Origin of the sequence: Delftia sp. ZNC0008, assembly GCF_000799035.1 — a bacterium.
In the GTDB taxonomy this organism is placed as follows: Bacteria; Pseudomonadota; Gammaproteobacteria; order Burkholderiales; family Burkholderiaceae_C; genus Comamonas; species Comamonas tsuruhatensis.
Window position 1 is genome coordinate 1 of sequence record NZ_JTKZ01000799.1, and the last position, 5370, is coordinate 5370.

The window sequence follows — 5370 nt, forward strand, 5'->3', positions numbered from 1 at the left end:
CCCAGGCCTTGTGGGCGCCGCGCGCGGCGGCGATGGCGCGGTCCACATCGGCCTGGCTGGACAGGGGCGAGCGCGCCAGCACCGCGCCCGTGGCGGGGTTGGTCACCTCATGCAGTTCGGCGCTGTCGGTGAAGCTGCCGGCGATGAAATTGCGCAGCACGGGAAGGGATGCCATGGAGTTCTCCTTGGGTTCAGTAGGTGCGGGATGCAGGGGCCGCCTGGTCCGTGGCTTGCGTGGCGCGATAGCGCCCCAGATTGGCCAGCGCGGCCTGGCGCAGCAGGCTGATGTCTATGCCCACGGCGATGAAGCGGCAGCCCCAGTCCGCATAGCGGCGCGCATCTTCCTCGCGCGGCGCGAGGATGCCGCAGGCCTTGCCGGCAGCCAGCGTGGCCTGGACGGTGCGGCGTATGGCGTCCTGCACCTCGCCCTGGCTGGCGTCGCCCGCATGGCCCATGCCCGTGGACAGGTCGGCGGGGCCGATGAAGACGGCGTCCACGCCATCGACGGCCGCGATCTCGGCCGCATTGGCCACGCCCCGGGGCGACTCGATCTGCACGATCAGGCACAGCTGCTCATGCGCCGTGCGGATGTAGTCGGGCACGGCATCCCAGCGCGTGGCCCGCGTCAGGCCGCCGCCCACGCCGCGCACGCCATGGGGCGGGTAGCGCATGGCGCGCACCAGCTCGCGCGCCTGTTCGGCCGTCTCCACCATGGGCACCATCAGCGTCTGCACGCCCACGTCCAGCAGTTGCTTGATGAGCACGGTGTCGCCCTGCACGGCGCGCACCACCGGGTGCGTGGCATAGGGCGCCACGGCCTGCAGCTGGCCCAGCAGCGTGGGCACGGTGTTGGGGGCATGCTCGCCATCGACCAGCATCCAGTCGTAGCCCGTGGTGGCGATGATCTCGGCCGCATAGGGCGTGGCAAAGCCGGCCCAGATGCCGTACAGCGGCTCGGCGCGCCGCAGCGCGGCCTTGAAGGGGTTGGCAGGCAGTTGCATGGGGGGCTCCTTCAGTGCGTGTACGGGCGGTGCAAGGCGCACTCGGGATTGAGCTCCACGCCGAAGCCAGGCCTGTCCAGCGCCGACAGGCGCATGCGGCCGTTGACGGGCACGGGCTCGCCCAGCAGCTGCGGATGGAACATGGGCACGACCTCGTCGGCCTTGGGGGCCATCATCAGGAACTCGGCAAACGGGCTGTTGTGGCGCGTGGCCACGAAGTGGTAGCTGTAGACGCTGGAGCCATGCGGGATGACCAGGGCCTGGTGGGCATCGGCCAGGGCCGAGATCTTGAGCAGCTCGGTGATGCCGCCGCACCAGCCCACGTCGGGCTGGATGATGTCGCAGCAGCCCATCTCCAGCAGCTGGCGAAAGCCCCAGCGCGTGGCCTCGTGCTCGCCCGTGGTCACCAGCATGCCGGTGGGCACGTTCTTGCGCAGGGCCGCGTAGCCCCAGTAATCGTCGGGCGGCAGGGCCTCCTCGATCCACTTGAGGCCATGGGCCTGCGCACCCTGGGCCAGGCGCGTGGCGTAGTTCACATCCAGGCTCATCCAGCAGTCCAGCATGAGCCAGAAGTCCGGGCCCACGCGCTCGCGCATGGTGGCCAGCTCCTGCAGGTTGCGGCGCAGCCCTTCCTCGCCCTCGGCCGGGCCGTGGTGCAGCGGCATCTTGCCGCCGATGAAGCCCATCTTCTGTGCCAGGTCGGGCCGCGCGCCCGTGGCGTAGAACTGCAGCTCGTCGCGCACGGCGCCGCCCAGCAGCTGGTGCACGGGCTCGCCGCGCACCTTGCCCAGCAGGTCCCACAGCGCCAGGTCCACGCCCGAGATGGTGTTGATGACGATGCCCTTGCGGCCGTAGTACAGCGTGGACAGGTACATCTGGTCCCAGATGCGCTCGATGTCAGTCACCCGGGCGCCTTCGAGGAAACGCGCCAGGTGCTTTTCGACGATGTAGGCCGCAGGCTCGCCGCCCGTGGTCACGGCAAAGCCCACGCGTCCGGCGCTGTCCTCGATCTCCACCACCAGCGTGCCCAGCACGTTGATGCCGAAGCTGCGGCGGCTTTGCCGGTACTCGGGGTACTTGGCCATGGGCGTGGCGATGTGGTCGTCGATCCAGTGGCCGTCGGACTGGTCGTGGTAGTCGGCGCCGCCGCCCTTGAGCGTGAAGGCGCGCACCTGCTTGATGGTGGGGATCTGTGTCATGGGATGGTTGTGCTCCGTGTGCAAGTGGTTCAGGCGGCCGACGGTGCGGCCAAGGCCGGCGCCAGGCGTGCGCGCACGCCCAGCACCAGGGCCGCAGCCAGCAGCGTGGTGCCGGCCAGCAGGTACAGGCCGGCCGCCGGGGAGTGGAAAAAGCCCTCGGCCCAGTTCTTGACGATGGGGGCGGTGAAGCCCCCCACGGCGCCGAGGGAGTTGATGAAGGCGATGCCGCCAGCGGCCGCAGCGCCGGCCAGCGTGTTGGCGGGAAAGGTCCAGAACACGGGCTGCACGGCGATGAAACCGGCCGCCGCCAGGCACAGCGCGGCCACACCCAGCAGGGGGCTGGAGAAACTCACCGATGCAGCCATGCCCACGGCAGCCATCACCAGCGTCAGGCTGGCGATGCCGCGCGGCTGGCCTGTTCGCTCGGCATGGCCCGGAATCCACCAGGCGGCCAGCAGCGCGCACAGCCAGGGAATGGCCGAGACCACGCCCACCAGCAGGCCCACCTTGGTGCCCAGCAGGCCCGCCACCTGGCTGGGCAGATAGAACACCACGCCATAGACGCTGGCCTGGATCAGCAGGTAGATCAGCGCCAGGTAGAGCACGCGCGGCTGGCACAGCGCGGCCAGCAGGCTGTGGCCGTGGCCGCCCTTGGCGCGCTCTTCGCTGTCGAGGATGTCCTGCAGCAGCGCCTTGTCCTCGCGGCTGAGCCAGGTGGCGTCGGCGGGGCGGTTGTCCAGGTGGAAATACGCCCAGATGCCCACGGCCACCGCCATCAGCCCCTCCACCGCGAACAGCCACTGCCAGCCGTGCCAGCCACCGATGCCGTCCAGCTCCAGCAGCAGGCCCGATAGCGGGCTGCCGAAGATGAAGGCCAGCGGCGCGCCGAAGTAGAAAAAGCCCATGGCCTGCGCGCGGTGCGCTGCCGGGAACCAGTAGGTCAGGTACAGGATGACGCCGGGGAAGAACCCCGCCTCGGCCACGCCCAGCAAAAAGCGCAGCACATAGAACGTGGTCTGGTCGTGGGCGAACATCATGGCCGCCGACACCAGGCCCCAGGTGACCATGATCCGGCACATCCACATGCGGGCGCCCACGCGGTGCATGATCAGGTTGCTGGGCACTTCCAGCAGCGCATAGCCTGCGAAGAACACGCCCGCGCCAAAGGCGAAGGCCGCATCGCTGATGCCGGTATCGGCCTGGAAGGCCACCTTGGCAAAGCCCACGTTGGCCCGGTCCAGGAAGGCCATGATGTACATGAGCAGCAAAAAGGGCAGCAGGCGCCAGGAGATCCTGGCGAGCAGGGGAGCGGGGAGTTTTTTCATGACGGTCCTGAAGGCGATGGAGAGCCATCACGCCCACAAAAATGGGGGCGCGGAAGGCGTGCTTTTTCGGAAGGCGAGAGGCGGCTGCGGCTTGGGGGCCGGTCGCGTCAGCGCGTCATGAAACAGGCGATGGGCTGTGCATGTCTTGTCTCCTGGATTGGGTCTGTTTTTTCTTGTCGCAGGGCCAATGTACGGCGCATGATCGATGCTCAACAAATCGAATTTCGGTCACATCCGATACCTTGCGCTTATGCCAGACAAGCCGCCCGAATCCGCCCCGCCCGTGCTGCACCGCAGCCTGCTCAACCGTCTGCGCTACAAGCACCTGCACATGCTGGTGGCGCTGGGATCGAGCCTGAACCTGCACCGCGCATCGCTGAGCCTGGCCATGTCCCAGCCTGCAGCCACGCGCATGCTGCGCGAGATCGAGGACATGTTCGGCTGCCAGCTCTTCGAGCGCCTGCCGCGCGGCATGCGGCCCACGGCGCTGGGCGCGCAGCTGGTGCGGTTTGCCGAGGCCTCGCTCAACAGCCTGGACCGCTGCGCCGAGGACCTGGCCGCGCGCCGCCAGGGCGGCTACGGCTACCTGTCCATCGGCACCATCATGGGCGCAGCACCCGACCTGGTGATGACTGCCGTGGCCCGCATGAAGGCGCAAAGCCCGCAGTTGCGCCTGCGCATCATGGGCGACACCAGCGACCAGATCCTGCGCCTGCTGGACCAGCGGCGCATCGACCTGGCCATTGCACGGCGCAGCCCCACGGCAGACAGCAGCGGCTACAGCTTCGAGGAACTGGGCAACGAGCGGCTGCTGCTCGTCGTGCGCAGCGGCCATGCGCTGGCGCGCCGGCGCAAGCTCGACTGGGAGGAACTGGTGCGCGACTGGCCCTGGATCCTGCAGCCGGCCACCAGCCCTGCGCGCATCGCGCTCGACCAGCTGCTGCAGCGCCTGGAGCTGCCCGCGCCGGCCGACATCATCGAATGCAGCTCGGTGTACTCCATGCAGCAACTGGTGCAGCTGACCGATGCCGTGATGCTGCTGTCCGAATCCGCGCTCAAGGACTATCTGCGCATGGGCCTGGTCAGGGCGCTGCCGGTCTGCATCGACGTGCCCATGGCGCCCTTCGGCATCCTCACCCGCACCGACGACGCGCCCACGCAGGAGCAGCAGCGCTTCATCGCGCTGCTGCGCGCGCAGGCCCGGGGGCTGGCTCAGGCCGGCTGAGCCAGCACCGCTCGCGTTTCGACCTGCAATCTCGCATGGCGCAGGGGAACGGCCGTTGCCGGGCCTGCTCGGCGGCCTGCCGTCGCGCGGCTTCGGCTTCAACACCGGCGTGCAGTTCATGGGCTACTACACGGCCGTGCTGAGCGTTCCGGCGCTGGTGAAGCTGTTCTGATTTTTGCGCTGCAAGGGTCAGAACATTCTGAGATTTGGGTTCAGCGCCGCGCCCGCCGCCCACAAGGCCCAAGGCCGTTGCCATACTGGGTCACCGAAGCCGCCGCACCGCTGGCGGCTTCTTCCTTTGTGTGGCTTTGTGTCTGTCGTTCCTGCGAGGTGCCCATGGGTCTGGCCCTGGTTCAAAGTCGTGCGCTGCTGGGGCTGGCCGCCCCGCGTGTCACCGTGGAAGTGCATCTGGCCAACGGCCTGCCGTCGTTCACGCTGGTGGGTCTGGCCGATGTCGAGGTCAAGGAAGCGCGTGAACGCGTGCGCTCGGCGCTGCTGAACTCCGGGCTGGAGTTCCCGAGCAACAAACGCATCATCGTCAACCTGGCGCCCGCCGACCTGCCCAAGGATTCGGGGCGCTTCGACCTGCCCATTGCGCTGGGCATTCTCGCGGCCAGCGG

The 5370-nt window shown here is 68.5% G+C and carries 6 protein-coding genes; 2 read left to right on the plus strand and 4 right to left on the minus strand.

Annotation, left to right across the window (positions count from 1 at the left end):
* From L995_RS34735 to L995_RS25710, 4 genes are all read right to left on the minus strand, one after another.
* Positions 1 to 175 (minus strand): aldehyde dehydrogenase family protein (locus L995_RS34735; protein WP_156136135.1); only part of this gene is annotated, 175 nt, incomplete at its 3' end.
* Positions 176 to 191: 16 nt separating this feature from the next.
* Positions 192 to 1001: an HpcH/HpaI aldolase family protein gene (locus tag L995_RS25700; protein WP_047474140.1), complete on the minus strand. Its 810-nt coding sequence runs from the start codon at positions 999 to 1001 to the stop codon at positions 192 to 194.
* Positions 1002 to 1012: 11 nt separating this feature from the next.
* Positions 1013 to 2200 carry an L-rhamnonate dehydratase gene (gene rhmD, locus L995_RS25705; protein ID WP_016452099.1) on the minus strand — a complete coding sequence of 396 codons (1188 nt, stop codon included), beginning with the start codon at positions 2198 to 2200 and terminating at the stop codon, positions 1013 to 1015.
* A 29-nt stretch (positions 2201 to 2229) separates the two neighbouring features.
* On the minus strand, positions 2230 to 3525 hold the full coding sequence (locus tag L995_RS25710) for an MFS transporter (protein ID WP_047474141.1): 1296 nt from the start codon (positions 3523 to 3525) through the stop codon (positions 2230 to 2232).
* Positions 3526 to 3775: 250 nt separating this feature from the next.
* Between L995_RS25710 and L995_RS25715 the strand changes: the two genes are divergently transcribed.
* Positions 3776 to 4750, plus strand: a complete 975-nt coding sequence (locus L995_RS25715; protein ID WP_231574529.1) for a LysR family transcriptional regulator — start codon at positions 3776 to 3778, stop codon at positions 4748 to 4750.
* A gap of 336 nt (positions 4751 to 5086) precedes the next feature.
* The coding region (locus L995_RS25720; RefSeq protein WP_047474143.1) for a magnesium chelatase domain-containing protein at positions 5087 to 5370 on the plus strand (284 nt) is incomplete at its 3' end.